General features: G+C 70.2%; 19 protein-coding genes. 5 read left to right on the top strand and 14 right to left on the bottom strand.

The window, feature by feature from the left end:
• Positions 1-67: 67 nt before the first annotated feature.
• From hypA to AB0G20_RS09575, 8 genes are all read right to left on the bottom strand, one after another.
• Positions 68-418 carry a hydrogenase maturation nickel metallochaperone HypA gene (gene hypA, locus AB0G20_RS09610; protein WP_031111009.1) on the bottom strand — a complete coding sequence of 117 codons (351 nt, stop codon included), beginning with the start codon at positions 416-418 and terminating at the stop codon, positions 68-70.
• A gap of 7 nt (positions 419-425) precedes the next feature.
• On the bottom strand, positions 426-617 hold the full coding sequence (locus tag AB0G20_RS09605) for a hypothetical protein (protein WP_361298433.1): 192 nt from the start codon (positions 615-617) through the stop codon (positions 426-428).
• Between the two features lie 34 nt (positions 618-651).
• Positions 652-858 carry a hypothetical protein gene (locus AB0G20_RS09600; protein WP_361298430.1) on the bottom strand — a complete coding sequence of 69 codons (207 nt, stop codon included), beginning with the start codon at positions 856-858 and terminating at the stop codon, positions 652-654.
• Positions 859-900: 42 nt separating this feature from the next.
• Complete coding sequence (locus AB0G20_RS09595; protein ID WP_361298427.1) at positions 901-1,497, bottom strand: DUF5947 family protein; 597 nt, start codon at positions 1,495-1,497, stop codon at positions 901-903.
• On the bottom strand, positions 1,494-2,045 hold the full coding sequence (locus AB0G20_RS09590) for a NifU family protein (protein ID WP_361298424.1): 552 nt from the start codon (positions 2,043-2,045) through the stop codon (positions 1,494-1,496). The genes AB0G20_RS09595 and AB0G20_RS09590 overlap by 4 nt, the downstream gene beginning before the upstream one ends.
• Complete coding sequence (locus tag AB0G20_RS09585) at positions 2,038-3,831, bottom strand: nickel-dependent hydrogenase large subunit (RefSeq protein ID WP_031142140.1); 1,794 nt, start codon at positions 3,829-3,831, stop codon at positions 2,038-2,040. The genes AB0G20_RS09590 and AB0G20_RS09585 overlap by 8 nt, the downstream gene beginning before the upstream one ends.
• A 64-nt stretch (positions 3,832-3,895) precedes the next feature.
• Positions 3,896-4,984: a hydrogenase expression protein HypE gene (locus AB0G20_RS09580; protein ID WP_361298420.1), complete on the bottom strand. Its 1,089-nt coding sequence runs from the start codon at positions 4,982-4,984 to the stop codon at positions 3,896-3,898.
• Between the two features lies 1 nt (position 4,985).
• Positions 4,986-6,680, bottom strand: a complete 1,695-nt coding sequence (locus AB0G20_RS09575) for a hypothetical protein (protein ID WP_361298418.1) — start codon at positions 6,678-6,680, stop codon at positions 4,986-4,988.
• A 225-nt stretch (positions 6,681-6,905) separates the two neighbouring features.
• Here AB0G20_RS09575 and AB0G20_RS09570 point away from each other — a divergent pair, with 225 nt between their 5' ends.
• Positions 6,906-8,591 (top strand): NAD-dependent malic enzyme, encoded by a 1,686-nt coding sequence (locus AB0G20_RS09570; protein ID WP_361298415.1) that lies wholly within the window; start codon positions 6,906-6,908, stop codon positions 8,589-8,591.
• 267 nt (positions 8,592-8,858) lie between these two features.
• Positions 8,859-9,311: a hypothetical protein gene (locus tag AB0G20_RS09565; RefSeq protein ID WP_361298412.1), complete on the top strand. Its 453-nt coding sequence runs from the start codon at positions 8,859-8,861 to the stop codon at positions 9,309-9,311.
• 49 nt (positions 9,312-9,360) lie between these two features.
• Here the strand turns inward: AB0G20_RS09565 and AB0G20_RS09560 are convergent, their stop codons facing one another.
• The 3 genes from AB0G20_RS09560 to AB0G20_RS09550 form a co-directional block, all read right to left on the bottom strand.
• Positions 9,361-11,856 (bottom strand): SpoIIE family protein phosphatase, encoded by a 2,496-nt coding sequence (locus AB0G20_RS09560; protein ID WP_361298409.1) that lies wholly within the window; start codon positions 11,854-11,856, stop codon positions 9,361-9,363.
• Positions 11,857-11,953: 97 nt separating this feature from the next.
• A complete protein-coding gene (locus AB0G20_RS09555; protein ID WP_361298406.1) occupies positions 11,954-16,225 on the bottom strand; it encodes a HAMP domain-containing protein in 4,272 nt (1,423 codons plus the stop codon).
• Positions 16,226-16,591: 366 nt separating this feature from the next.
• Positions 16,592-16,993, bottom strand: coding sequence for an STAS domain-containing protein (locus AB0G20_RS09550; protein ID WP_361298403.1), 402 nt, complete (start codon positions 16,991-16,993; stop codon positions 16,592-16,594).
• A gap of 108 nt (positions 16,994-17,101) precedes the next feature.
• Here AB0G20_RS09550 and AB0G20_RS09545 point away from each other — a divergent pair, with 108 nt between their 5' ends.
• Entirely contained in the window at positions 17,102-17,431 is a 330-nt protein-coding gene (locus AB0G20_RS09545) for a helix-turn-helix domain-containing protein (RefSeq protein ID WP_361298400.1), read from the top strand.
• A gap of 49 nt (positions 17,432-17,480) precedes the next feature.
• On the opposite strand, the gene AB0G20_RS09540 is transcribed toward AB0G20_RS09545, so the two are convergent.
• Positions 17,481-17,939 (bottom strand): hypothetical protein, encoded by a 459-nt coding sequence (locus AB0G20_RS09540; protein WP_361298397.1) that lies wholly within the window; start codon positions 17,937-17,939, stop codon positions 17,481-17,483.
• A gap of 68 nt (positions 17,940-18,007) precedes the next feature.
• Positions 18,008-18,589 carry a hypothetical protein gene (locus tag AB0G20_RS09535; RefSeq protein WP_361298394.1) on the bottom strand — a complete coding sequence of 194 codons (582 nt, stop codon included), beginning with the start codon at positions 18,587-18,589 and terminating at the stop codon, positions 18,008-18,010.
• A gap of 338 nt (positions 18,590-18,927) precedes the next feature.
• Between AB0G20_RS09535 and AB0G20_RS09530 the strand changes: the two genes are divergently transcribed.
• Positions 18,928-20,037, top strand: coding sequence for an ABC transporter substrate-binding protein (locus AB0G20_RS09530; protein WP_361298391.1), 1,110 nt, complete (start codon positions 18,928-18,930; stop codon positions 20,035-20,037).
• 223 nt (positions 20,038-20,260) lie between these two features.
• Here AB0G20_RS09530 and AB0G20_RS09525 read toward each other — a convergent pair whose 3' ends face one another.
• Positions 20,261-21,313 carry a PP2C family protein-serine/threonine phosphatase gene (locus AB0G20_RS09525; protein ID WP_361298388.1) on the bottom strand — a complete coding sequence of 351 codons (1,053 nt, stop codon included), beginning with the start codon at positions 21,311-21,313 and terminating at the stop codon, positions 20,261-20,263.
• Between the two features lie 267 nt (positions 21,314-21,580).
• On the opposite strand from AB0G20_RS09525, the gene AB0G20_RS09520 reads away from it, so the two are divergent.
• Positions 21,581-24,325, top strand: a complete 2,745-nt coding sequence (locus tag AB0G20_RS09520) for a SpoIIE family protein phosphatase (protein WP_361298385.1) — start codon at positions 21,581-21,583, stop codon at positions 24,323-24,325.
• Positions 24,326-24,546 lie beyond the last annotated feature (221 nt).

The raw sequence follows: 24,546 nt of genomic DNA, 5'->3' as shown, positions 1-24,546 counted from the left end.
AGGAGGGCGAAGGGCCCCGCCGACGTATCGGCGGGGCCCTTCCCTGTCCATGCCGGTACCGGCCTGTCTACGCCGGTACCGGTTCGATCCCGGCGATCTCCAGCTCACGGCCGCTGCGCAGGTCGCTGGAGGGCTGGTCGCAGCGCGGGCACCAGAAGAACGGGGGCATGCCCACCGGGAACTCCTCGGCGCACGGGCCGCACCAGGCCTGCGCGGGGATCTGCTCGACCACGAGGTGGGCCCCCGCGAGGGCGGTGCCGTCACGGGCCACCTCGAAGGCGAAACCGAGGGCGTCGGGGACGACGCCCGCCAGCTCGCCGACCCGGACGGTCACCTTCGAGACGGCGTCCGTCCCGTCCGCCCGGGCCAGCTCGTCGGCCCGCTCGATGATCGCGGTCGCGATCGACAGTTCGTGCACGGCCGGCTCACGGGTAGCGGTTGCCGGCGCGGAATCCGCCGGACATCCGCCAGATCCGCACCTCGCGCCTCAGGCTGGGCCACTCCCAGCACAGCAGTGCCAGTGCCACACCGCCCACCAGGACGGCCTCGGCCTTCAGCACCCGCTGCCCGCTCATCCCGCCCCGCCTGCGCGCGACGGGTCTGCGTACTCGTTTCATTGCGGCGACTCCCTGCTCGTTCTCATCACGGTGTTCATCCCGGCGAGATGTTCGGCATGGTCTCCGCGAGGGCGTCATGCCGCTTCCAGTGGATCCCCGTGGAGCGGCGCGCGTCGGCGGTGCCGTCCTCGTGGTGGCCCTTCTGCCGCTCGCGCGGACCCTTGTTTCCCTGGTGCATGCCCGCGACGTGCCCGGGCGTGTCGGGCTTCGCCTGGGGCCGGCCCACTCTGATGTTGCCCATGGGGTGCTCTCCTTCCTCGCCTCCGACCTGCGGAGTGCGTGGCTATGGCCGCTCGGTGAGGTCCTCGAAGAACTGCTCGAGGGCGGGCCAGATCCGGCCGCCGCCGGACATGCCGCGCCACTCCCGGCGAACGACGGCGATCATCCGGTAGCAGTCGTCGACCGGCACGATCCAGTGCTCGTCGAGGCCGTGGACGGTGTTCACCAGGAGGGCCTCCACCTCGGGTTCCACGGTTGCGAGCTGCGGACACGTCTCGGCCAGCTGCTGCCAGGCCGCCGCGTCCACCTCCCACCGCATGGCTCCCGCGGGGCTCGGGCCCTCGGCGGTGACGGTGCCGTCCGCCCGGGGCACGAAGAAGACCAGGCCGACGGGTACGCCCAGCACGGCCGTGTCGACCTTGGGCAGCCGGAGCCGGCGCCGGGGCACGAGCCGGTACTGGCCGTCCCCCGCCGCCGCGTCGGCGAACAGCACCGAGCAGGGGCCGCAGACGCAGCGCACCTCCTCCTGGCCGGTGTCGTACAGGTGGGCGTGCTCGTCGGCGACCGGTGCGGCGCACAGGTCGCACACCTCCCGCTCGGCCGCCGCCGTGCGGTCGGCCGAGGAGCGGATGAGGCGGGCCAGCGCTCCTTCGGTGGTCACGGTGCGCCCCGGTGCGTCAGCGTGGTCAGCGGTACGAAGGCGGGGGCCGTCTCGGTCAGGGGTTCCACCGCCGTCAGCTCGGGCGCCACCGCGAGCACCGCCGCGCGGACCGCGTCGGTGACCTCGGAACCTCCGCCGCCGCAGCCGGACCCGCATCCGCTGCCGCCCGTGGTCAGACGCACCCGGGCGACCTGGCCTTCCACCCCGGCCCACTCCACGTCACCGCCGCGTTCCTGCACGGCGGGCCGCAGCCGTTCGACCGCGCGGGCCGCCCGGCGTTCGGCGGGCTCGGGGTGGATGTCGTGCAGCACCATGAGGTGCCCGAGCAGCTCGTCCTCGGCGAGGCGTTCGGCGAGCTGCTCGTCCGCGTGGTCCAGGACGCGGGCCAGGGCCTCGCCGTAGACCTCGGTCAGCAGTGCCACCGCCTGGGTCGCGGAGCGTGTCGTGGGGCCGGGGGCGGACTCCAGGCTTTCCAGCAGTTCGTCGAGCCGGCCGAGGCGGGCCTCGACGTCCGGGTCGGCCAGCCGCTCCGTGGCGGCCTCAGCCATGGTTCGCCCCGTAGGTCGGCGAGTGCAGGGTCGTCAGCGTCTTGCCCTTGCCGACGTACATGTGCACACCGCACGGCAGACAGGGGTCGAAGCTGCGGACGGTGCGCATGATGTCGACGCCCTTGAAGTCGTCCGGCCCGTTCTCCTCGAAGATGGGCTGGCCCTGGACGGCGTCCTCGTACGGGCCGGGGGTGCCGTACATGTCGCGGGGGCTGGCGTTCCACGGGGTGGGCGGGTACGGGTGGTAGTTGGCGATCTTCTTGTCCTTGATCACCAGGTGGTGGGAGAGGACACCGCGCACCGCCTCGTGGAAGCCGCAGCCGATCGCCTCGTCGGGCACCTCGTAGTTCTCGAACACCTTGGTCTCGCCCGCGCGCACCATGCCCATGGCCTCTTCGATGAACTGCAGGGCCATGGCGGCCGCGTAGGCGACGAAGTACGGCCGGGCGCGGTCGCGTTCGATGGTGTTGCTCCACTGCGGGATGCGCCACTCCAGGGTGGTCTCCGGCAGGGACTCGCCCTTGGGCAGGGAGATGCGCACGCTGTGGCCGGTGGACTTGATGTACGGGGTGTTCACCAGGCCGCTCAGCGCGGTCGACCACAGGCGGGCGAGGGGGCCGCCGCCGGTGTCGAGGGCGAGGTGGTCGCCGGTGCGCTGGTCGAACCAGCGGGGGCTCATCACCCAGCTGTACTTGTCGTCGAAGTCGCGCTTCTGCGGCACCGGGACGGTGGTCTGGTTCCACGGGTGGCGCATGTCGACGGGGTTGCCGAGCGGGTCGTGGGTGACGAAGGGCTGCTCGTTGACCCAGTCCTCGTAGTAGGAGCTGCCGAGCATGATGCGCAGGCCGAGGTTGATGTCGACGAGGTTGTTGGTGACCAGTTCGCCGTCGACGATGATGCCCGGGGTGACGTACATCGCCTTGCCCCAGGTGTTCATCGTCTCGTAGCGGTAGTCGACGACCTTGGGGTCCTGGAAGGCGCCCCAGCAGCCCAGCAGGGTGCGGCGGCGGCCGACCTCCTCGTAGCCGGGCAGCGCCTCGTAGAAGAAGTCGAAGACGTCGTCGTTCATGGCGACGGCCTTCTTCACGAAGTCGATGACCCGCATGAGGCGGCTGAGGTAGTCGGTGAAGACGGTCGGCTGCGGCATCGTGCCGACGCCGCCCGGGTACAGCGTGGAGGGGTGGACGTGCCGCCCCTCCATCAGGCAGAACATCTCGCGGGTGACCCGGCTGACCTTCAGGGCCTCCTTGTAGACCTCGCCCTCGAAGGGGTTGAAGGCCTTCATGATGTCGGCGATCGTCCGGTAGCCGTGGATCTCGCCGCGGGGCGCCTCGGTGCGCTCGGCGCGGGCCAGCACACCGGGGTTGGTGGCCTTGACCATGGCCTCGCAGAAGTCCACGAAGACCAGGTTGTCCTGGAAGATCGTGTGGTCGAACATGTACTCGGCGGCCTCGCCGAGGTTGACGATGTGCTCGGCCAGCGGGGGCGGCTTGACTCCGTAGGCCATCTGCTGGGCGTAGTCGGAGCAGGTGGTGTGGTTGTCGCCGCAGATGCCGCAGATCCGGGACGTGATGAAGCCCGCGTCGCGCGGGTCCTTGCCCTTCATGAACACCGAGTAGCCGCGGAACAGCGACGAGGTGCTGTGGCATTCGACGACTTCCCGGTTGGCGAAGTCGATCTTCGTGTAGATGCCCAGGTTGCCGATGATCCGCGTGATCGGATCCCAGGACATGTCCACGAGCTGTGGCGGCTTGCGGTCCGTGGGCCGGGCCTCGGTGGTGGTCATCTGCGGTACTGCCCCTCGCTGTCGGTGGTGTGTGGGGTGGTGGGCTGCATCCGGGGACGCTTCATCAGGGGCGCCAGCGCGGGTCGTAACCGCTGGTCAGCTTGCGCTTGTTGTGGCGCCACTTGGGCTCGTGATTGACCAGCTCGTTGGTCACGCCGCGCAGCCGTCGGATGACGGCCCCGTACGGCTTGACGACGAGGGACGACAGGGTGCTGCCCGGGGGCTCGTCCATGAACGGCATGAACGCGTCGGGGAAGCCGGGCATCGTGCAGCCGATGCAGATGCCGCCGACGTTGGGGCAGCCGCCGATGCCGGCCATCCAGCCGCGCTTGGGCACGTTGCAGTTGACGACCGGACCCCAGCAGCCCGTCTTGACCAGGCATTTGGGCGAGTTGTAGTCCGTGGCGAAGCTGGCCTGCTCGTAGTACGAGCCACGGTCGCAGCCCTCGTGGACCGTCTTCCCGAACAGCCACTGCGGGCGCAGCATGTGGTCCAGCGGCGGCGGGGGTGCGGAGCCGGCCGCGTGGTAGAGGACCCAGACCAGGGTCTCCATGAAGTTCTCGGGCTGGATCGGGCAGCCGGGCACGTTGACGATGGGCAGGCCGGCCTGGGAGGTGTAGTCCCAGCCCAGGTAGTCGGCGAGGCCCATGCAGCCGGTGGGGTTGCCGGACATGGCGTGGATGCCGCCGAAGGTGGCGCAGGTGCCGGCGGCGACCACCGCCCAGGCCTTGGGGGCCAGTTGGTCGATCCACCAGTTGAGGGTCTGCGGCTCGCCGGTCTCCGGGTCGTTGCCGAAGGAGGTCCAGTAGCCGTCGCCCTCGATGATGTTCTGGTTGGGGATCGAGCCCTCGATGACGAGGATGAACGGACCCAGTTCGCCTCGTACGGCCGCCCGGTAGGGCGCGAGGAAGTCCTCGCCGCCCAGGCTGGGCGAGAGCACCTTGTTGACCAGGTTCACCTTGGGCAGGCCCGGGATCAGCCCGAGCACCAGATCCTCGATGGAGGGCTGGTCGGCGGCGGTGAGCGAGACGGTGTCGCCGTCGCAGCTCATGCCCTCGGAGATCCAGAGGATGTGGATCTCGTCTATGCCCTTCCGGTCCTCGGACCGTTCGGGCTCCTTGCTGACTTCGGTGGTGCTGCTGTGTGTTGTCATGTCACTCGGCCTCCGCTGCGGGGGTCTCGGAGTCGGTCGTGTGCCGCGCCGGAGCTGCGGCGGGAGCCGGTGCCGACGGCTCGTCCGGGGATCCGGCGGGTTCGAGGGGTTCGAGCTCGTCGGGCCGGAAGTAGTGGAAGCGGCCGTACCAGTTGTTCAGTTCGGCGGCCGGGTCGTCGTCGAGGGTGACGGCGAGGTGCACGCTGCCGTCCACGTCGTGGAAGACGGCGGCGACTTCGGCGGTCCGCCCGGCCAGGAACATGTCCTGGGCGTCGGCGCCGCGTCCCCGGGGCCGGAGCCGTACGGGGCTGCCGCCGCCGAGCCGGACGCCGTCGACGAGCACGGTGTCGGTGGTCGGGGAGAGTCCGTCGTCGGCGCCCTCCTGCCACCAGGCGGGGCGGTCGGCGGACGCCGTGGGCGTGACCGGTGCGGGAGAGCGGACAGCGCCGGGCGACCGGTCGGCGGACACCGCGGCAGGAGCGGCCGATGCCGGAGAGCCGACAGCGCCGGGCGACCGGTCGGCGGACACCGCGGCAGGGGTGGCCGGTGCCGGAGAGCCGACAGGGCCCGGCAGCCGGTCGGCGGGCGGCGTGGGGGTGACTGGTGTCAGGGAGCGGACGGCGCCGTGGAGCCGTTCGAAGACCTCCTGCGGCATGGTGTCGACCCGGTCGAGGATCGCCGCCGCCCGCGGATCGGTGGCCCGCGCCTCGCGCTTCTCCTCGTCGGTCAGCAGCATCGTGCGCAGGGTGAGGATCTCGTCGATCTCCGCGGCGTCGTGCAGGTCGCCCGGGCTTTCGGGGGCGACCTGGGGGTGGTCGGGCAGGATGATGGGCGCGGACAGCAGGACACGGCCGGCCTCCCCGGCCTCACCGCCGAGCACGGGAAAGGTGAACTCGTTGCGGCACGCGCGCACGGGTGCTTCCAGGTCCGTCGGCGGATCGATCAGCGAGACGAACTCCACCTCGTCGCCGCCGATGAGGGTGTGGGTGGCGATGAGGGCCCGGCGCAGCGCCTCGTCCCGTGCGGTGCGCGGCCGGGGGGCGGGCGCGGTGTTCGTGGTCCGTACGCGGATCCGGCAGAGGCCGTCGGAGAGCCGATCGGCGGTGACGGTGGTCTCGGCGCGGATCTCCTCGCGGCTGCGTACCACCCGCCCGGCGTGTCCGGGCAGCGGCTCGATGTCCTCACCTGCCGCGGCGCCCACGGCGACGGTGCGTCCGCCCCGGAGGAGTTCGTCGAGCGGGGCCTCGATCTCGCACTCGCGCGGCAGGGCCTCGTCGAAGGTCAGATGCACCGTGCCGTCGTCGGTGTGCAGCGACTCGACGGGGCGGTGGCCTGCTTCTTCCACCTGCTTGCGCTGCATCTGCAGGTAGCGGACCCGCACGCGGACGCGGGCACTGGCCGGCTGCCGGACCCGCACCAGGCACTCGGTCTGCTGGTACCAGGAGTCGGCGGAGCCCGAGACACCGGGGACGACGGGGCCGTCCGCCTCCACCCACTCCCGGGGGAACAGCACGCCGAACTGCCAGCGGACCCGGTTCTTGGCGGAGGAGCGGCGGTAGGGGTAGAGCAGATAGCCCTCGTACAGGACGGCGTCGGCGACGGCACTGAGCTGCTCGAAGACGCCCGGGGACGGGCCTGCGCCGCCGCCCCTCGTGGCAGCGTTCTTCGTGCCGCCCTCGGCCAGTGCCTCCGCCATCGCGCCTCCTCGTTCCTGGGTGCACACGCATCCCTTCCACCACGGTCACACCGCTCATCCACCGTCGCCTCCTCCGGCGCAGCGTGATTGGGCCGTTCGGGGTGGTCGCACCGTGACGCACGCCGGAACCACCGGTGACCGGGGGCGGTCCCACGGGGCCGGTGGCTCATCCGGATGGCACACGTCACCCGCACGAACCGGCGCATCATGGGAAGGCGTTACCTCATGGACCAGCCGACGCATCACCCCCGCCCCACCACCAGCCCCGCCGTCACGACCCTGGCCGACCCGCTGGTCAACAAGGGCACCGCCTTCAGCCGGAGCGAACGCGAGCAACTGGGAATCGACGGGCTGCTGCCGCCTGCCGTGGAGACCCTGGACGAGCAGGTCGCCCGCGCCTACGAGGCGTTCCACGGCTACGACAAGCCCCTCAACCGGCACATCTACCTGCGGCAGCTCCAGGACACGAACGAGGTGCTCTTCTACCGTCTGGTCACCGAGTACCTGGAGGAGCTGCTGCCCGTCGTCTACACACCGACGGTGGGTGAGGCCTGTCAGCGGTTCAGCGAGATCTACCGGCGGCCGCGCGGCCTCTTCCTGACCTGGGAGGACCGGCACCGCTTCCGGGACATCCTGCGCAACCGCCCGCACCGCGACCACGACGTGGACGTCATCGTCGTCACCGACGGCCAGCGCATCCTCGGCCTGGGCGACCAGGGCGTCGGCGGCATGGGCATCCCGATCGGCAAGCTCAGCCTCTACACGGCCATCGGCGGCATCCACCCCGCCCGCACCCTGCCCATCCTGCTGGACGTCGGCACCGACAACGAGACCCTGCTCGACAACCCCCGCTACCTGGGCCGCCGGGCCCACAGGCTGACCGGCGCCGAGTACGACGAGATGATCGAGGCGTTCGTCTCGGCGGTCGAGGCGGAGCTGCCCGGGACGCTGCTGCAGTGGGAGGACTTCGCCACCGCCCACGCCCACCCGATCCTCGCCCGCTACCGCGACCGGCTGCTCACGTTCAACGACGACATCCAGGGCACCGCGGCCGTCACGCTCGGCGCCCTGTCCACCGCGGCGAACGTGGCCGGCACCCCGCTGCCCGAGCAGCGCGTGGTGCTCCTGGGCGCGGGATCGGCAGCCATCGGCGTCGCCGACATGATCCGTACGGCCATGGTCGAGGAGGGCCTGTCGGAGGACGAGGCCACGGCACGGTTCTGGATCCTCGACGTCGACGGCCTGCTGGTGTCCTCACGCTCCGAACTGACCCCGCAGCAGCGGATGTTCGCGCGCGACGACAGCGAGGTGGCCGACTGGGACGGCACCGGCCTCGCCGACGTGGTGCGCCGGGTCGAGCCGACGGCGCTCATCGGGCTGTCGACGGCGCACGGCGCGTTCACCGAGGAGATCGTGCGGCAGATGGCCTCGACCTGCGAACGGCCGGTCGTCTTCCCGCTGTCCAACCCCACCTCGCACTCCGAGGCCGATCCCGCCGACCTCACCCGCTGGACCGACGGGCGGGCGCTGATCGCCACCGGCTCGCCCTTCCCGCCGCTGACGGTCGACGGGCACGAGGTGCCCGTGGCGCAGTCGAACAACGTGTACGTCTTCCCGGCCATGGGGCTCGCCGTGACCGCGAGCCGGGCCACGCGGGTCACGGACCGCATGCTCGTGGCCGCCGCCCGGGCCGTCGCGCGGTGCGCGGTGCGGGCGGCGGACGGCGACGACGGCCCTGTGCCGCTGCTGCCGCCGCTGACCGGGATGCGGGAGTCCGCCCGCGAGATCGCCCTGGCCGCGGCCCTCGCCGCCGTCGAGGACGGGGTGGCCCCGCGGGCGACGGAGGAGGAGCTGCGCCAGGCGGTCGCCCGGGCGCAGTGGACGCCCCGGTACGAGGATCAGGTGTGCTGACCGGACAGGTTGGTGACGCGGCCGGCCGGGGTTTTGCCGCTGATGCCGGTGTGGGGCCGGTGGTAGTGCATCCCAGCGGCCGCTTGTCCGTAGCTTCGGTGCATGCTCGCGGCGTGGCTGGTGGGGACGGGGCACCTGTCCGAGAGGGACAGCGGCGATGAGGCCGGTACCGCCGACGACCAGTTCCTCATCACTGTCTCCATTCGCTGAGCTTCCGACTCACCAGAGAGACAGGGCAGGGAGCAAGCACGCGGCGGCAAGGGTGCGATGCGACACGACCTGTCCGGCCGACTGGCGCCGGGGCCGGAGCTGTCCGGCGACGGGTGCCTGCACGTCGCGGAGGGCATGGTACTGACCGGCATGGGCATCGCGTTCGCGTACGTCGGCGTGCACCAGGACAAGCCGCTGTATCTGCTCGGCGGGGCGGCGTTCGCCCTGCTGTGCTTCGTCGGGACCATCGTGGTCGCGCGCAGCGACGGTCGGGAGAAGGCCGCGGCCGAGGACGGTGCTCAGCGCGCGGAGCGCTTGTGGCGGCCTGCGCACTACTGCTCCGGCTGCTCCTCGGTGTTCTGCCCGGGCGGCGCCCCGTGGCAGGGAGCGCTCACCCCGGAGCAGTTCAAGAAGCTGGTGTGGACCGAGGCCGGCTACGCCGATCAACTCCCCACGGGCGACAAGGCCAAGGACGCGGTGCTTCCGTCGGGCGTCCTGCCTCAACGGTGAGGCACGAGGAGCGGCGGAGCCACTCCCCGCACCTCCTCGTCCCTGTCCCTCACCCGACCCGGATGCCCACGATGCACGTGTCGTCGTCGGTGTCCGACTTGCTGTAGGTCAGCAGGCGGTCCAGCTGCTGGTCGAGTGTGCTGGGTGCCGCACGGGCGGTGGTCAGGAGGTGGGTCAGGGACTCCTCCACCGGCCGGTCGCGGCGTTCGACCAGGCCGTCCGTGTACATCAACAGGGTGTCTTCGGGGGCCAGCTGGATCTCGGTCTCCTCGTACACGGCCTCGGGCACCGCTCCGAGCAGCAGGCCCTTGACCAGGGGCAGGGGAGCCGCTTCGGTGTCCCGGACGAGCACGGGCGGCAGGTGACCCGCCCGGGCCCAGCGCAGCGTCCGCCGGACCGGGTCGTACAGACCGCACACCGCGGTCGCGGTGACGGCACCCGTCAGATGGTGCGCCACGATGTTGAGCCACGACAGCAGCTGGCCCGGCCCGGCGCCGGTCACCGCCAGGCCGCGCAGCGCGTTGCGCAGGACGACCATGCTGGTGGCGGCCTCGATGCCGTGGCCGGCCACGTCCCCCACGCACAGCAGCACCTTGCGGGACGGCAGGACGACGGCGTCGTACCAGTCGCCGCCCACCAGTTGCTCGGTCTCCGCGGGCCGGTAGCGGACGGCCACCTGGAGGCCGGACACCTGCAACGGTGCCTGCGTGGGAGGCATGATGGCGTGCTGCAACTGCAGGGTCAGCCGGTTGCGTTCGGTGGCCTGCTGCTCGGTGTGCGCCAGCTGGTCGCGGGTGGCGGCGAGCGCCACCTCGGTCCAGTGCTGGGCCGAGATGTCCTGGTAGGCGCCGCGCACCAGGAGCAGCCGGTCGTCGGTGTCGAGCACCGGTTCGGCGACGATCCGGATGTGCCGGGTCACGCCGTCCGGCCGCTGCAGCCGGAACGCCGCGGCCGCCGGCCGCCGGTGGTGCAGCAGCGTGCGCAGGAAGCGGCGGATGGAGACGCCGTCGTCCGGGTGTGCGTGGGCCGGCAGCTCTTCCAGGGCCACCGGGGTGCTCGTCTGCGGGCGCCCGTAGAGGTCGAAGAGCTGCCCGTTCCAGGTGATCTCACCGGTGAGCACGTTCTCCTCGAACCCGCCGATACGGCCCAGTCGTTGGGCGTGCTGGAGCAGGCTCGCCAGTCGCGCCGCCTCGTCCTCGATACGCCAGATGAGGAGTACGGACATGCCGTGGCGGCTGATGCTGATGTCCGCGACCGCCGAGAGGGGGACCTGGTCGACGAGGGCGGTGAGGTTCATCCGGCGGGCCCGGAAGGGCTCACCGGTGGCGTAGACCCGCTCGACGCGCTGGAACAACTCGCTGTCGCCGGCGGCCATCGGGTAGGCCTCCAGCAGCAGCGCGCCATTGACGACCGCCCGGGGCCTGCCCGCCGGGTCGAGGAACCGGCTGTTCACGTGCTGGATGCGGAAGTCCACCAGGTGCCCGTCGCCGTCGAGGTGCGGCACCAGGACGAGGGCGGGGTCGTGCAGCCCGTCGGCCAGGTCCATCAGCTCGGCGGCGTCCGGCAGGACGCGGGGTTCCTGGGCCGCTCCCTGTGCCGGTGTGTACATCTCCAGTGTGTGGGCGCACAGTTCGGCCAGCGCCTCCACCTGGCGGACGATCTGCGGGGGCTGCGGCTCCAGCGGGGCCGGCCAGGCGATCTCCAGCACGCCGTGGATGCGGCCTCCGACGCCGGCGGGCAGGGCGGCCCGGCCGCCGTCCGGATGGTGGTGCAGGCCGATACTGGGCAGCCCGGTCGCGCCGAGGGTGGTGATCCACTGCCCCTCGCGCTCGATGAGGCCCCGCCGCGCCACCGTCACCACGTCCGGTGGGACGTAACGCCAGCGCGCGGCCTCGGCCGGTGAGAAGCCGGCGCTGCCCGCCAGAGTGAGTGAACCGTCGGAGCCCGCGGCCCATATGGCCACGGCCACCGCGCCGAGGGGGCGCAGCGCCTGCTCCAGCAGGGCGTCGGCCACGGCCTGGGCGTCGTCCGCCGCCAGGACACCGCTCTCGGCCGCGCGCAGGCGTACGGCGGCCGACTCGCTCTCCGCCTCGTCGGCGGCCCTGGTGGCGGCGAGGAACGCGTCCGTCACCTCCGACATCCGGTCCCGGGCGGCCTGGTTGATGACGTCGACGGCGAATTCCAGGGGGGTGACCTGGGCCTGCTCGGCCAGCTGGGCGAGCTGCCGGGCGGCCTGGGCCGGCCCGCACTTCAGCCGCTCGACCAGGACACCCTTGGCGAGTTCGATCAGGGCACGCCCTTCGGCCTCCGCCTGCGCGGCCCGCACCTCCCGGCTGAGCCGCTCCACGGTGGCGGCGAGCCGGCCCACCGGGGAGGCGGGTGAGAGGTCTTCGAGGTCGGCGGGCAGGCCGTCCGGCTCGGCATCGGTGGACAGGGGCGACGCGTCGGACGTCACCGGCGACAGGGAAGACTCCTGACCGGCGGCCGGGTCGCGCTTCGGCTCCCCTTCCTGACCCGGTTCGCGCGGCTGCTCGGACATGCTCACGGTGTGGATGCTCCTCGGCTGGAGTGCCCTGGGGTGCGGAACGACAGGCGCTGCGGGGCGCCCGGTCCTCCGGTGTGCGGGTCGGGCGCCGGTGTGCTCATGCGGGCAGCCAGCGGCGGACGCAGGCGATGAGGTCGCGGGTGTCGACGGGCTTGGTGACGTAGTCGCTGGCACCCGAAGCGAGGCTCTTGTCCCGGTCGCCCGGCATCGCCTTCGCCGTGACGGCGATGATGGGCAGCTCGGCGTACTGCGGCATCCGCCGGATCTCGGCCGTCGCGGTGTAGCCGTCCATCTCCGGCATCATCACGTCCATCAGCACGAGGGCGACGTCCGGGTTGTTCATCAGCGTCTCGATGCCTCTGCGGCCGTTCTCGGCGTGCAGGACGCGGAAGCCGTGCAGCTCCAGGATCCCGCTCAGCGCGAAGAGGTTCCGCGCGTCGTCGTCGACGACGAGGACGGTGCGGCCGGCCGACGCGTCGTCGACGGAGGGCGGCGTGAGCTGCTGCGGTCCTTCGGTCCGGACGAGGGAGAGCACGTCGCCGGGTTCCTCGGCGGACAGGTGCAGGGCGATGCGCTCCCGCAGTTCGTCGAGGCTGGACAGCAACTCCAGTGCGCCGCCCGCCGAGCGGGAGCGCAGCGTCTCGTCCAGGGACACGTCGGCGGGGTGGCTGCTGTGCACCAGCACCGGAACGCTCGTCAGCGCCGAGTCGCCCTCCAGGGCCTGCAGGAAGCGGGACGCCTCGTCGTCGCGCATGCCCAGCTCCAGGACGACGCAGTGGCACGGCTCGGACGCGAGGGCACCGGCCGCCTCCTGCGCGCCGACGGCGGTGATGACGTCGACGGCGGGCCGCTGAGCGCCGTCGGCGCGGCCGTGCGTCAGGTCGGCGACCACGCTCTCCGCGACGAGGGTCAGCAGGCCCCGCGACCGTTCCTCCACGACGAGCAGGCGCCGGGGCCGGGGGCCCGGGCCGATCTGGGGCACCGGCACCGAGCCGGACACGCCCTGCGGCAGGGCTTCGGCCGAGGCCCGTTCCAGGGTTCTGCCGTGGCTGAGCAGTTCCTCGAAGTCGGGGCGGGCCACGGGCAGGAACAGCGTGAACGTACTGCCCTGACCGGGCGTGCTGTGCACCGAGACGGCACCGCCGAGCAGTTGGGCGATCTCCCGTGTGATGGACAGGCCCAGTCCGGTGCCGCCGTACTTCCGGCTCGTCGTGCCGTCCGCCTGCTGGAAGGCGCCGAAGATCGTCTCCAGGTGCTGCTCGGGGATGCCGATGCCGGTGTCCTTGACGCGGAAGGCCACCACGGCGGCGCCGCGGACCACGCCCTTGGGCACCTCGTCGTCCGCCGCGGGCTCGATGCTCAGTTCCACGCCGCCCTGCTCGGTGAACTTCACGGCGTTCGACAGGAGGTTGCGCAGCACCTGGCGCAACCGGGAGTCGTCGGTGAGCACGTCCGCGGGCGCGCCGGGAGCGGTCGTGACCGTGAACTCCAGGCTCTTCTGCGTCGTCATCGGCCGGAAGGTGGCCTCGACGTACTCGATGAGCTGCCGCAGCGTCACCCGCTCGGGTGTGACGTCCATCTTGCCGGCCTCGACCTTCGACAGGTCGAGGATGTCGTTGATCAGCTGCAGCAGATCCGAACCGGCGGAGTGGATGATCTGGGCGTACTCGACCTGCTTGGGCGTGAGGTTGCGGGACGGGTTCTGCGCCAGCAACTGGGCGAGGATGAGCAGGCTGTTGAGCGGGGTGCGCAGTTCGTGGCTCATGTTGGCCAGGAACTCCGACTTGTACTTCGAGGCCAGCGACAGCTGCTGGGCGCGGGTCTCCAGTTCCTGGCGCGCCTGCTCGATCTGCAGGTTCTTCGCCTCGATGTCCCGGTTCTGTGCCGCGAGCAGCGAGGCCTTCTCCTCCAGTTCCGCGTTGGAGCGCTGCAGTTCCTCCTGCTGCACCTGCAACTCCGTGGACCGGGCCTGGAGTTCGACCGTGAGGCGCTGCGACTCGACCAGCAGCTCGTCGGTGCGGGCGTTGGCCACGATGGTGTTGACGTTGACGCCGATGGTCTCCATCAGCTGGGCGAGGAAGTCCCGGTGGATCTGGGTGAAGGGCGTGACCGACGCCAGCTCGATGACGCCGAGGACCTGGCCCTCGACCACGATGGGCAGCAGCACCAGCGCGGACGGCACCACCTGGCCGAGGCCCGAGGAGATGGTCACGTAGCCGTCCGGCAGCTCGTCCACCATGATGGTGCGCCGGCTGCGCGCGGCCTGGCCGACCAGGGTGCGGCCGAAGGCGATACGGGTGGGCCGGCTGCTGTCCTCCGGGTAGCCGTAGGAGCCGACGAGCCGCAGTTCGGGCCCGTCGTCGCCGTCCTCGGCGAGGTAGAAGGCCCCGTACTGGGCCGACACCAGCGGGACCAGCTCGTCCATGATCAGCTCGGCGACGACGGGCAGGTCGCGGTGCCCCTGCATCAGGCCGGAGATCCGGGCGAGGTTGGTCTTGAGCCAGTCCTGCTCCTGGTTGGCCCGGGTGGTCTCGCGCAGGGACTCCACCATCGAGTTGATGTTGTCCTTGAGCTCGGCGACCTCACCGGACGCCTCCACGGTGATGGAGCGCGTCAGATCGCCCTCGGCGACGGCGCTCGCGACCTCGGCGATGGCGCGGACCTGCCGGGTCAGGTTGCCCGCCAGCTCGTTGACGTTCTCCGTCAGGCGCTTCCAGGTGCCGGAGACGCCCTCGACCTCGGCCTGTCCGCCGAGGCGTCCCTCGGTGCCGACCTCGCGGGCGACACGGGTGACCTCGTCGGCGAACGCGGACAGCTGGTCGACCATCGTGTTGATCGTCGTCTTGAGTTCGAGGATCTCACCGCGGGCGTCCACGTCGATCTTCTTCGACAGGTCGCCCTTGGCCACCGCGGTCGTCACGAGCGCGATGTTGCGCACCTGGCCGGTGAGGTTGTTGGCCATCGAGTTGACGTTGTCGGTGAGGTCCTTCCAGGTGCCGGCGACGTTCGGCACGTGTGCCTGGCCCCCGAGGCGGCCTTCGGTGCCGACCTCGCGGGCGACGCGGGTGACCTCGTCGGCGAAGGCCGACAGTGTGTCGACCATCGTGTTGATGACCTCGGCGAGCGCGGCGACCTCGCCCGCGGCCTCCACGGTGATCCGCTGCGACAGGTCGCCGCGCGCCACGGCGGTGGCGACCTGGGCGATGGAGCGGACCTGGCCGGTCAGGTTCGACGCCATCACGTTGACGTTGTCGGTGAGGTCCTTCCAGGTGCCCGAGACGCCGCGCACCTGGGCCTGGCCGCCGAGTCGGCCTTCGGTGCCGACCTCGCGGGCGACGCGCGTGACCTCGTCGGCGAACGCGGACAGCTGGTCGACCATCGTGTTGATGGTGCTCTTCAGCTCCAGGATCTCACCGCGCGCGTCCACGGTGATCTTCTGCGACAGGTCGCCCTTGGCGACGGCGGTGGCGACCAGGGCGATGTTGCGGACCTGGCCGGTGAGGTTGCCGGCCATGAAGTTCACGGAGTCGGTGAGGTCACGCCAGGTGCCCTTGACGCCCTTGACGTCCGCCTGACCGCCGAGGCGTCCCTCGGTGCCGACCTCGCGGGCGACGCGCGTGACCTCGTCGGCGAACGCGGACAACTGGTCGACCATCGTGTTGATGGTGCTCTTCAGCTCCAGGATCTCACCGCGCGCGTCCACGGTGATCTTCTGCGACAGGTCGCCCTCCGCGACCGCCGTGGTCACCTGGGCGATGGAGCGGACCTGGCTGGTGAGGTTGCCGGCCATGTGGTTCACGGAGTCGGTGAGATCGCGCCAGACACCGGCCACGCCCGGCACCTGGGCCTGGCCGCCGAGCCGTCCCTCGCTGCCGACCTCGCGGGCGACACGGGTGACCTCGTCGGCGAACGCGGACAACTGGTCGACCATCGTGTTGACGGTCTCCTTCAGCTGAAGGATCTCGCCGCGGGCGGGCACGTCGATCTTCTGCGAGAGGTCACCCTTGGCCACGGCCGTGGCCACCTGGGCGATGTCGCGGACCTGGGTGGTCAGGTTGCCCGCCATGGCGTTGACCGAGTCGGTCAGGTCGGCCCAGGTGCCCGAGACCCCCGGCACCTCCGCCTGCCCGCCGAGCGTCCCCTCGGTGCCGACCTCACGGGCGACCCGGGTGACTTCGGAGGTGAACACGGACAGCTGGTCGACCATGCCGTTGAAGACCTTGGCGATGTCGCCCATGAGGCCGTCCGCGTCGTCCGGCAGCCGGGTACCGAAGTCCCCGTCGCGTACGGCTGTCAGGCCGGCCAGCAGCCGCCGCAACTCCTGGTCGCCCGGCACCGCATCGACGACCCCAGTGCTGTCGCTGGTCATGCGCACCCTCGTTCCGCTCCCCAAGAGTCCTCGGCATCCGAGGACTCGGAACCCCCCGGACCGATGTGCGGCCCGGTTGCCGTGCATGCATTTCCACGGTCACAGATGTGTATGTGATGTGGAAATACGCCGCAGGTTAACCCACATTTCAAGCCCCGAACAAAGCAGGAGCGGCCATCCTCGGCCGGACAGCGTCGGCGCGTCACGAGCCCTCGATCGACACCGGGCGCGAGCGTCAGCGCCAGGGTCACGGTAGCGAGGGCGAGCCCCTCGCCGCCGCCTCCGGACGGATCTCCCGCGGGCTGCGACGCCGGGCCTTCTGCGTGCAGACCCGGACCGCTTCCTCCCCTATGTCACGACGGGCGCTCAGGTGACGGCGGCGTCATCGACCGAGTCCCGTGTCTCCAGGATGCTGTCGACTCCGGTGATCTCACAGAGCCGCTGGAGCTGAGGTGACGGCGCGACCACACGCAGGGTGCCCGCCTGGTGCGTGAGGATCAGCAGATTCAGCAGCGTCGAGTCGGCGAAGGTGATGCCGGAGGCGTCCAGGATCACCTTCGGGTACTTCCTGGCCGCGGCCTCCAGGGCGTCCGCCAATGGCTTGATCGAGTCCATGTCGTAGGAGCCGCCGGCGGCGACGACCCAGGCCCCGCGCCATTCGTACTGCAGCACCGCGACGCCTTCAGAGGCGTGTGCGGTCTGCTGCGGCAGCGGCCTGGCGCCGGTGTCGCGCGTGAGCGCCGGCACACCGGCCTCGTCCGAGGGCACCTTCGGGCTCCTTCTGTGGCTCTCCCCGAGGGGAGCACGTCCTGTGTTGCATGAAAAGTATGTCACGTATCTACGTTCCGGCAACGGGCGTCCCTTAAAATGCTGGGCATGGTCGCAGTGCCCGAGTCCCACACCGGATGGACGTTCATCACCAGCCACGCGCGTGTCCTGGCCGTCATCGCCGACAACCCGAACGTCCGCATCCGTGACATCGCCGCCCGCTGTCGCCTCACGGATCGCGCCGTCTCGCGGATCATCGCGGACCTGGAGCAGGACGGTTACCTCTCCCACACCCGGGACGGGCGCACGAACACGTACCGCATCGAGCCGGACAAGGTGCTGCGCCACCCGGCCGAGGCCGGCCTCTCCGTGGCTTCCCTGCTCTCCCTGCTGGTGCAGGACGAGACCGACCGGACCAGGAAGCCGGTCTCTCAGTAGCGGCACCGGGTCGCATCCGAGCCGGCAGCTTCGGCAGGCGAACTTCGGCTCAGGATTCGAGAAAGAATATCAAGGACGCCACCTCCGACAGGGCGCCGACGAAACGGCGCTTGGCGGCCATCAATTCATCGAGAACGGCCAGCGCTTCCTCTTGTCCGGCCCCATCCTGAAGTTCCGTCATATCACTGTAGGCGACCACCCAATCGTGCCACGCAGTCTCCACGCCTGGGAAATGCGAGGCCAAGCTGTTGGACGCATCGACCCAATCCTTCCGGATATCACGAATATCCGGCTGATATTTATAGTACAGCATATGTGCATGCGGTCGCGCAGGATTCTCCATCTCAGGCATCAGATGCACGAAGGTTCGCGCCCGCTGCGTGCAGTCGATCACGCATTGCGATGCCAGCGCGATCAGCGACAGTGCGTTCGAAGGGCCGAGGGAGCGTACCTCCAACATTTCGGTCATGAGTTCTTTCGCCAGCTTGGATTCCTTCTTGCGATTCATCCTGAAGATCAGGAAGGAGTACCCCGAAAGCATCACCATGACGACCAGAGGTACCAATAATTCCCGCATCACTGTACGCCTGAATCGTCGATATCGACATCTCGCACGAGAAGCGGGTGCCCCAGCCCTTCGGCCGCAACTTTCATTTCATCTAGGAGCCTGCTGCGCGCCGCCTTCAGCCGCTCGAGCAGGTCACCCAGTTCGCCGTGGCGCCCGGGGTCGGCGTCCTGTAAGAACTCTTCCACGCCCTCCATGTATCGAGAGCGCAGGTCAATAAAGTCAAACCAACGATCACGAACGGCGGGACAGGTCAAGCCGACCCTGAGGGCCACATCAGTCTGACTCGAAGTAGTGGAACGCGCGGCACTGAACACCGCATCCACCTCTTGTCGACTCAGATCATGAGGCGCACTCTCGATTTCCTTCTGTATGCGCGTGAAACCCTCAATCTGCCTGCGCGACGTCTCACGAATGGCGACCATATGGGCAACGAGCCGGTCGTCGAACCTGCGCTTCTTTTCCTCCGACTCGTCCTTGGATTTCTGCTTCCTCTTCAAGCGCTCCTTGATCGCTTCGACGTGTGTCCCCAAGTAGAGCACCAGTAGAGATGAACCCGCCGCGATCAATGCGGTGACAGTGGGGCCGTCCATGCCTTACCCTCGCAATTCGCAGGTCGATTGCGGCTGCATCGTGGTCGCACGGCCCGCGCCCTGATCCCCGCGCGGGCGGGGCACATGAGGAGGGATATGTGCCGATACGGTGATTACCCAGGACTGGCAAGACATATGTTCACGGAATCGCAACATCCGGTTATGCGAGTTCCGGTAAACTCGGCAAGCGCACTCGGCGGTGGAAACCCCTCCCGCTCCGTCAACTCGGCCACCAGGCCTGTCGTGGAGGGCCCTGGGTTAATCGGTTGCCTGCCGGTGACGGGGTGGGTGCAATGGCCGGCATGGTCAACCAGGTGCGCCCACCACGGCGAGATGACATGAAGGCGTACGACGAGGCCCTGCCACCTCGCGATCCGGGCCGGCCCGTCCGGATCGGCGTCCTCGTTCCGCTGACTCGGCCCGGCTGGGTCCAGGCGGGTCACCACCTGCTGGCCGGGCTCCGGACAGCGGTTCGCGACGTCAATGACGACGGTGGAATCGACGGAGCACCGCTCGAGCTGGTGGTCCGAGACACCGCGGCTGATCCGCAGAAGGCCGAGGCGGCCGTCGAGGAACTGGCTGGTCTCGGTGTGGCCGCCCTGGCGGGTGAGTATCACAGCGTCGTCGCCCGTGCCGCTGCCGCCAGGGCCGACGCGCTCGGTCTGCCGTTCCTCTGCTCGTCAGCGGTTCTCGACGCGCTCACCGAACAGCCCACGGACTGGGTCGCGCGCCTCTCCCCGCCGCAGTCCCGGGGATGGCAGGTCTATGCGGACTTCCTCCTCGGCGCGGGCCGCAGCCGGATCGCCGTAGCAACCGAGCCGAGTGTCTACTGGGCGTCCGGGGCTCGCATTCTGCGGGAGTACATCGCTCCGCGCGGCGGCACCGTCATCGAACTCGACGCGCGCGCACTCGCTCCCACGGCCGTGTGCGACGAACTGGCCGACCACCGCGCGACGGCCCTCCTGCTTCTGGTCGGCCACCCGGAGCCCGCGGTGCCGATCGTCCAGTCCGTCCGCCGCGACCGGCGCCTGACCGAGATCATGATCGGTGCCCCGGCCGGACAACCGGAGCTCGCCGAATGGGCCACACTGCTGGGCGAGGACGGGGCCGGGGTCCCGTTCCTGCGCTACCTGCCCGAGCGGCTCAGCCCCCTCGGCGCACGCGTCGGGGCGGCCCTGCGCGAACAGTTGACCGAAGAGCCCTCCTTCGTCGCCTTCGAGGGCTACGACACGATCGCCGTCCTCGCCGATGTGCTGCGGTCTCACGGCACGGACCGGGCGCGCATCGCCGCGTCCTGGCCGCGCGTCGCGGTCGAAGGCACTCGCGGGCGGATTCAGTTCTCGCGCACGCCGGGTGTCAGCGTGTGGCAATGGGCGGCGACGCCGATCCAGGTCGTTGATCGAGATCCGGCGGAACCCGACCGCTTTCGGGTCCTTCACACCGGCTGAGCGATCCCGACCAGGGCCGGCCCCACCACCATCGCTCAGATCCGGCAGCAGGTCGCCGACCACCCCACCCGCCGGCGTTCCCCGCTCTCTCCGCGATGATCAGCGACTGCGCCGTGTACGACGCGGCCCTTGCCACCGTGGTCGGACTCGCCCTGGCCGACGCCGGTGAGCGCATCGTCGCCGCCGGCCTCGTCGGCAGCACACCATCGAGGGGTACGACAACTCAGCCCTCGCCGCTGGCGGCTCCCCGATGCTTCGCGCCGGAGGACCTCAGCGCGAGGGCCGCGATGTCGTCGTCGAGCCTTCCGCCGCTGTGCTGCAGCAGAGCCCGGTGCAGCCGGTCGAGCAGCTCGCGGGGCTGCTCCAGGCCCTGCCGCCGCATCCACTCCGGCAGCGGGAAGAACTGGCCCGTGTGGTCCCGGGCCTCCGATACGCCGTCCGTGTAGAACAGCAACTGGTCCCCCGGGGCGAAGGCGACGACGTCGACCCAGTAGCGGTCACCGATGAGCGCCGCGAGGTTGAGAGGCGGGGAGGCGATGGTCGGGACCAGGACCCGGACCTCTCCGCCATGCGCGATCAGCGGCGGGGGATGCCCGCAGTTGAGAAGTCGCAGGTAGCCGCCGTCGTGCGGGATCTCGGCGAGGAGAGCGGTGGCAAAGTGCTCGGGCTGGTCCTGGGTGGGAAACGCGGCGCTGTGGCGCGTGACGGCGGTCTCCAGGCGGTGGACGACGCCCTGCAGGTCGGGCTCGTCGTAAGCGGCCTCCCTGAAGCAACTGATCACCGCCGCAGCCGCCCCCACTGCGGACAGGCCCTTGCCCCGTACGTCGCCTATGAGCAGCCGGACCCCGTGCGGTGTACCGATCGCCTCATAGAAGTCGCCCCCGATCCGGGCCTGCTCCTGGGCCGCCAGGTACAGCGACTCGATCTCGACGTCCTCGATGCGGCGTGGCAGCGGGCGCAGCAGCACCGTCTGGGCCGCGTCGGCGACGAGCCGGATCTGGAAGAGCATTTCCTCGCGCTGAAGTCGGACATGACTCCCGTACGCGGCCGCCAAGGTGACCGCGACGATCGCGGCCGCCGTGTACTGCGTCCCCAGGTCGGTGTGGAAGAAGCTGAGGACGATCATGAGCAGCAGGCAGAGCGCCCCCAGCAGGATCGTGGGGAGCACGGGCCACATGGCGGCTGCAAGGGCGGGCGCCGCGGGCAGAAGGCGGCTGAAGGCGATGTCCCTTGATGTGGAGAACGCCAGGCCGGCGATGAGAACAGTCAGGATCACGGGTGACAGCCGGGCTGCTTCCCATCGGCCGCTGGAGACGGGGCGACGGCGCCACAGCCGTGCAGACATGATCACAAATGCATCATATCGGTCCAATCAGGCATTCGACACGGAAGGATCATGCGCCGCACCCGAGCATGGGCGTTGGACGGCCGCGTCCGGAGGAGCCGAGACCTCACAGCGCATGCCGCCCGGGCGCCCCCAGGTCGGTCGGGACGGATCGGCCGAGCCCTGGCCACTCTGGATCACCGATGCTAGAAAGGTCGCATGGCGAAACCTTTCGCCCGTTTTCGACGCCTATCAGTCAAGCGCCTCCTCGGCAAGGGCACGCGAAGCGTGGCCGGGCAGGTGCTGGTTTTCCAGGTGGCTCTGGTAGTGCTGCTCGTGGCCTGCGGTGTCATCGCTCTCATCCTGCAGTCGGAGCGGGACAGCAGCGCCGAGGCCAGGCGACGCTCCACGGCCGTGGCACAGACCTTCGCGCACTCACCAGGCGTCCTGGCGGCGTTGCAGACCCCGGACCCGAGCAAGATTCTCCAGCCGCTCACCGAGGCGGCACGCCGGGACGCCGGCGTCGACTTCATCGTGGTCATGGACACCGAGGGCATCCGGTACACGCACCCCTTGCCGGACCGGATCGGAAAGCGGTTCGTGGGCGAGATCGGGCCGCCGCTGGCGGGGAAGGTCTACGTGGAGAGCGTCGACGGGCCGCTGGGTCGCGAGGTGCAGGCCACGGTCCCGATCAAGAACGACGACAGCCAGGTGGTGGCCCTCGTCTCGGCCGGGATGAAGGTCAAGAACGTCGAAAGTCAGCTGGCCCGGCAACTGCCGATCATCCTGGGCGCCGGGGCCGCAGCGCTCGCGTTGTCCACCGGTCTGACGGCACTGGTGGGCAGACGGCTGCGACGGCAGACACACAGCCTGGCCCCGGACGAGATGACCCTGATGTACGAGCACCACGACACGGTGCTCCACTCCGTCCGGGAAGGGGTGCTGATCGTGGCCGCCGACGGGCAGCTGATGCTGGCGAACGACGAGGCCAGACGGCTGCTGGAGCTCCCCCCGGACGTCGAGGGGCAGCTCGTCTCGGAACTGCCGGGCCTCGATCCCGAGACCAAGGCGCTGCTCGCCTCCGGGCGCGAGGCGACCGACGAGGTGCACCTCGCGGGCGAGCGGTTGCTCGCGGTCAACCAACGGCCCACGGATTTCGGGGAAGGCCCCGAGGGAACGGTGGTGACACTGCGCGATTCCACCGAGCTGCAGGCGGTGACCGGCAGGGCGGAGGTGGCACGGGAGCGACTCAGGCTGCTGTACGACGCCGGACTCCGCATCGGTACCACCCTGGACGTGCTGCGCACCGCCGAGGAGTTGGCGCAGGTCCCGATTCCTCGCTTCGCGGACTTCGTCACCGTGGACCTGGCCGACGCCGTCCTGCACGGCGAGGAGCCGACCCCCACGGCGACGGACATGCGACGCGCGGCCGTGTGCGGCATCCAGGACGACCATCCGCTCTCAGAACAGGGCCGGCTTTTCGACTACCTTCCCACCACGCCCCAGGCGCGCGGCTACGGCAGCGGCCGGTCCCAGTTGGTGAGCGATCTTCCGGCCGCCACGGGCTGGCGCGTGCAGGACCCCGAGCGCGCCAAGGCGATCATCGACCACGGCATCCATTCGCTCATCAGCGCCCCCATCCGGGCCCGTGGCGTCGTGCTGGGCATGGCCAACTTCTGGCGCGCGGACCAGCACGAGCCATTCGACGAAGAGGATCTGTCGCTGGCGGAGGAGCTGGTGGCCCGCGCCGCGATAAGCATCGACAACGCCCGCCGCTACACCCGCGAGCACGCTCTGGCAGTCACCCTCCAGCGCAGCCTCCTGCCACAGGCCATGCCGGAGCAGAACGCCCTCGACATCGCCTACCGCTACCTCCCGGCCCAGTCGGGCGTGGGCGGTGACTGGTTCGACGTGATTCCCCTGCCGGGGAGCCGGGTGGCACTGGCCGTCGGGGATGTGGTCGGCCACGGCCTGCACGCCGCCGCCACGATGGGACGGCTGCGGACCGCGGTGCACAACTTCTCCGCCCTCGATCTGCCACCCGACGAGCTGCTGAGCCATCTGGACGACCTGGTCGGGCGCATCGACCAGAACGAGACGGCGGAGAGCGCAGCGGGTGTCGTGGGCGCCACCTGCCTGTACGGGATCTACGACCCCGTGACGCGTCACTACGTCATGGCGCGTGCGGGGCATCTGGCGCCCGCGCTGGTACAGCCTGACGGAACCGTCACCTTCCCGGATGTGCCGGCCGGTCCGCCCCTGGGCCTCGGCGGCATGCCGTTCCAGACCGCGGAACTGTGCCTCGCGGAGGGAACCCAGCTCGTCCTGTACACCGACGGCCTCATCGAGGACCGCAGGCGCGACCTGGACGTGGGAATGGAACTGCTGCGCGATGCGCTGACGGGCCACTCCGGCCGACCGCCCGAGGAGACCTGCCAGGACGTGCTGGCCAGCCTGCTCCCCGATCGTCCCAAGGACGACGTCGCCCTGCTCGTCGCCCGCACCCGGGTGCTGCCGCGTGACCGCATCGCCGACTGGGATGTACCTGCGGACCCGGCCGCCGTCTCGGGTATGCGCGACGCCGTGTCCCGAAGGCTCGAGGCATGGGGCCTGTCAGAGCTCGGCTTCACCATGGAGCTCATCCTGAGCGAGCTCATCACCAACGCCATCCGCTACAGCGCCGGGCCGATCCACGTGCGGCTGATCCGTGACCGTACGCTGATCTGCGAAGTAGCCGACGGCAGCAGCACCTCTCCGCATCTGCGGTACGCCGCGACGACGGACGAGGGAGGCCGGGGCCTGTTCCTGGTGTCGCAGATGGCCGAGCGCTGGGGCACCCGGTACACCCCGCAGGGCAAGGTCATCTGGGCCGAACAGCCCCTGCCCGAGGTCAGCCGGCCGCCCGTCCCGCCACCGGCCGACACGGACACGCCCGGACGAAGAGGCAGCCACCCGAAACCCTGACGCGAAGGCGGCGGCCCCCGGCCGGAGTTCGTCAACGCATCCCTGACACCGTTCGTTCCCCCTCCGTCGAGCCTCTCCTTCGGGGCTCAAGAGGCATACGTGGAGGCGGCACACGTGGAGGCCACACTTACACTCCCGCCCCGAACTATGTTGTCCCACCACATGCGCGCCTGACCTGCACGTTCCTACGGTGTCCGGACACCTACCCGTCCCCACCGCAC

Origin of the sequence: Streptomyces sp. NPDC024017, from assembly GCF_040638895.1 — a bacterium.
Lineage (GTDB): Bacteria > Actinomycetota > Actinomycetes > Streptomycetales > Streptomycetaceae > Streptomyces.
The sequence above is the reverse complement of the archived record's forward strand: the minus strand, read 5'-3'. Positions and strand labels throughout refer to the sequence as shown.

Bases quoted from the DNA above. Each gene is read 5' to 3' on its own strand.
- AB0G20_RS09535 (WP_361298394.1), bottom strand. From the start codon at position 18,589: ATGGACGGCCCCACTGTCACCGCATTGATCGCGGCGGGTTCATCTCTA.
- AB0G20_RS09565 (WP_361298412.1), top strand. From the start codon at position 8,859: ATGCGACACGACCTGTCCGGCCGACTGGCGCCGGGGCCGGAGCTGTCC.
- AB0G20_RS09520 (WP_361298385.1), top strand. From the start codon at position 21,581: ATGGCGAAACCTTTCGCCCGTTTTCGACGCCTATCAGTCAAGCGCCTC.
- AB0G20_RS09605 (WP_361298433.1), bottom strand. From the start codon at position 617: ATGAAACGAGTACGCAGACCCGTCGCGCGCAGGCGGGGCGGGATGAGC.
- AB0G20_RS09555 (WP_361298406.1), bottom strand. From the start codon at position 16,225: ATGACCAGCGACAGCACTGGGGTCGTCGATGCGGTGCCGGGCGACCAG.
- AB0G20_RS09545 (WP_361298400.1), top strand. From the start codon at position 17,102: ATGGTCGCAGTGCCCGAGTCCCACACCGGATGGACGTTCATCACCAGC.
- AB0G20_RS09600 (WP_361298430.1), bottom strand. From the start codon at position 858: ATGGGCAACATCAGAGTGGGCCGGCCCCAGGCGAAGCCCGACACGCCC.
- AB0G20_RS09585 (WP_031142140.1), bottom strand. From the start codon at position 3,831: ATGACCACCACCGAGGCCCGGCCCACGGACCGCAAGCCGCCACAGCTC.
- AB0G20_RS09570 (WP_361298415.1), top strand. From the start codon at position 6,906: ATGGACCAGCCGACGCATCACCCCCGCCCCACCACCAGCCCCGCCGTC.
- AB0G20_RS09540 (WP_361298397.1), bottom strand. From the start codon at position 17,939: ATGAATCGCAAGAAGGAATCCAAGCTGGCGAAAGAACTCATGACCGAA.
- AB0G20_RS09530 (WP_361298391.1), top strand. From the start codon at position 18,928: ATGAAGGCGTACGACGAGGCCCTGCCACCTCGCGATCCGGGCCGGCCC.
- AB0G20_RS09575 (WP_361298418.1), bottom strand. From the start codon at position 6,680: ATGGCGGAGGCACTGGCCGAGGGCGGCACGAAGAACGCTGCCACGAGG.
- AB0G20_RS09590 (WP_361298424.1), bottom strand. From the start codon at position 2,045: ATGGCTGAGGCCGCCACGGAGCGGCTGGCCGACCCGGACGTCGAGGCC.
- AB0G20_RS09580 (WP_361298420.1), bottom strand. From the start codon at position 4,984: ATGACAACACACAGCAGCACCACCGAAGTCAGCAAGGAGCCCGAACGG.